The organism is Ancylothrix sp. D3o, assembly GCF_025370775.1.
Lineage (GTDB): Bacteria > Cyanobacteriota > Cyanobacteriia > Cyanobacteriales > Oscillatoriaceae > Ancylothrix.
On the sequence record NZ_JAMXEX010000097.1, the window covers coordinates 1 to 2,689 of the forward strand.

3 protein-coding genes are annotated in these 2,689 nt (G+C 44.4%); 2 read left to right on the top strand and 1 reads right to left on the bottom strand.

Annotated features, from left to right (window positions below):
• The first annotated feature begins 612 nt into the window (after positions 1–612).
• Together NG798_RS27305 and NG798_RS27310 are read left to right on the top strand one after the other, a co-directional pair.
• Positions 613–768, top strand: coding sequence for an EVE domain-containing protein (locus NG798_RS27305; protein ID WP_261226868.1), 156 nt, complete (start codon positions 613–615; stop codon positions 766–768).
• A gap of 428 nt (positions 769–1,196) precedes the next feature.
• Positions 1,197–1,421, top strand: coding sequence for a hypothetical protein (locus NG798_RS27310; protein ID WP_261226869.1), 225 nt, complete (start codon positions 1,197–1,199; stop codon positions 1,419–1,421).
• Between the two features lie 390 nt (positions 1,422–1,811).
• Here NG798_RS27310 and NG798_RS27315 read toward each other — a convergent pair whose 3' ends face one another.
• On the bottom strand, positions 1,812–2,066 hold the full coding sequence (locus NG798_RS27315; protein WP_261226870.1) for a hypothetical protein: 255 nt from the start codon (positions 2,064–2,066) through the stop codon (positions 1,812–1,814).
• Positions 2,067–2,689: the final 623 nt, after the last annotated feature.

Below are 2,689 nucleotides of genomic sequence, written 5' to 3' on the forward strand. Positions count from 1 at the left end.
CAAACTTTAATGATACCTCTAATCCTATTTCGAGTTTACGACGTTCTGAATCCATAGTATAACCTCCTTAAGTTCCTGAAAATATAAACCAAGTAAATCATAACTTGTAAAGCTCTTGATTTGACGGGGTGAGAAAAAAGCTAAAAAGACTAGGGCTGGCATTAGAGCCGAGGATAGTAAAAATATAAGGTTTTTTCTTGGGGAAAAGAACGGGCAAAAAAAGGTTAGATTAGTTTTTATTAAATGCCCCACTTCAGGGCGATAAAATACCCCTCAAATCCTGATATTTTAGTTATTGATGGTGTTATTAAACTTTCATAGATAAATCAGTATAAAAAAATTAAATTTCCTGTTTCCACAAGTAGAGATGTTCGGTAAAGGTGACTTTTTTACAAGATTAGGCTGCATTATTTCAAATAATTCCTAAACCGGCCTGATACTTTGGGTTGATAAAAAGTTTTGAGTATTGCCCAAGAAGCGAAGATTCCCAAGATTTCCTTATCGAATGCGCCAAAGCTCAAAACATAAACCGGCCACCTTCCCAACTAGAAGGGGTACCTCAGTTATAATTACCCCAAACAGCACAAAAGCTTATGTTGCCGGTGAAAACGAGTGGCTCATTGGTTATTTCAAGGAAATCCTAAATATTATCGGCTGCGGGACGTTATCCGTGATTCTGAGCAAATGCCTTGGCTGGTGACCCGCTATAGCAAAGGGATGGCCGTTGGGGATGCGGTATTGAGTTGGCAGGCCGGTGACATTCGATGAGGGGATGATGCCGGTGTTTGAGGGAGCGAGAATTCAGCCTGAGCCTATGAGTTCTTAGACAAGTTTCGGATGTCATGGGGCCGGTGGAACTCCGAGGGCCGGTGAACCTAGAGAAGCTAGGGAACGTAAAGAGGCCGGAGGAACTCCGAGAGCCGGTGAACATATAGAAGCTGCGGAAGGTAAAGAGGCCGGTGAAACGCTCGAAAATTCTTAAACTTATGGCTTTTTCAGGCCGACACAGAGAAAATGTAAATTATCGACAAACCAGGCAGACAGCGACCAATCTCATATCCCACCGGCACCCAACAAAAACATGAACAAATTATGGCACCGGCACTCCGAAGCCAGTTCGCTCTTACAAATCCAGACCACCAGCACCAGGGGATGTCACAGATCCGATTTTTGTAGAGACGCCAAGAGTTTTTGTGATGCCGGTGGATGAAAGAAGGCAGGTGGATGCAAGAGAGCTAATGGATATTGAGATGCCGGTGGATGCAAGAAGGCCGGGGGTTTTTGGGAGGTCAGTGGAGCGTGGGGGGCCGGTGGAGCGTGGGGGGCCGGTGGAGCGTGGGGGGCCGGTGGAGCGTGGGGGGGCCGGTGGAGGTAGAACCGACCCTTCCATTGGCGAACTAGAAGCCGAACCTAACCTTTGAGTCACCAGTATTGAATGGCTCAACAGTGAACTAAAAGCCGATTTTGATTCACCGGCACCGATGGATATTGGAAGACCGAGGGATGCCGTAATGTAAGCAAATACTGGATGGGACAATGGATATTCCGAAGCCGGGGGATCTGCGAGCAGCCGGTAGGTTCATCCATCGGCCACCTTTATCATCACCCCCACTGGCGATACTTTATTGGGCGGGCATTCCATAGCTCAAGAGCCAACTACAAACCCCGCAAGATTAACTGGCATCCTTGAATTAAATGGGGCCGGTGAACTTGCCTGCACCCTTGGATATTCGGGAGCCGGTGGAACTCCACTCGGACGATGGATGTTCGCTTTCCGGTGGATGAAGGTGGATGTTATTTTCCCTAATGGCTTAAGGCTTGGCCAAGCGTTGTTTTAATTCCTCCTCTAATTCTTCCAATTCCAGATCCCAAATAAAATCGTCTACAACTGTGGTAACCCACTCTTCAAAATTATCTCGAAGTTTATCTGCGTTCTCAATTTTACAATTCCCTCCCTCCTTTATTTGTTTATCGATATCCTTCTTCAATAGTTCGCACCATTCTTCAAATGTCAATTTTAATAAGACCTCTAATTTGAATTCTAGTTGACGACGTTCTATATCCATAGTAAAACCTCCTAAAGTTTCTTCAAATATCAATCAATTTTATCATAACTTGTAAAGCTCTTGAGCCTAGGTGTGGCAAGAGGGCTAAAAGCACTATGGGTCTAAAACGGTTTGGATTGTGAATAATACCCTGTCCTAAAAAATGTTACCCCATTTTTACCAGACGCACCCCTTCCGAGCGATTAAATACCCCTCAATTTCTGACCACTTCAGTTATTGGTGGGGTTATTACAACTTCATAGACAAATCAGGAGAAAAAGATTAACTCCCCTGTTTCCACAAGTACAGATGTTCCGTAAAGTTGACTTTTCTACAAGATTAGACTGTATTATTTCAAATAATTCCTAAACCGGCCTGATACTTTGCCTTGATAAAAAGGTTTGAGGATTACTCAAGAAGCGAAGATTCCCAAGATTCCCTTACCCAGTGGATCAAAACTCAAAACCGCGCACCGGCCACCTTTCAAACCAGGATCGCTAACTTAGCTATAATTACCCCAAACAGCACAAAAGCTTATGTGGCCGGTGAAAACAAGTGAAACTGTGAAACGTAAAGAGGCCGATAGAACGCTTGGAAATTCTTAAACTTATGGCTATTGGGGGCCGGCATAGACAAAATGTAGA

Bases quoted from the DNA above. Each gene is read 5' to 3' on its own strand.
- NG798_RS27315 (WP_261226870.1), bottom strand. From the start codon at position 2,066: ATGGATATAGAACGTCGTCAACTAGAATTCAAATTAGAGGTCTTATTA.
- NG798_RS27310 (WP_261226869.1), top strand. From the start codon at position 1,197: ATGCCGGTGGATGAAAGAAGGCAGGTGGATGCAAGAGAGCTAATGGAT.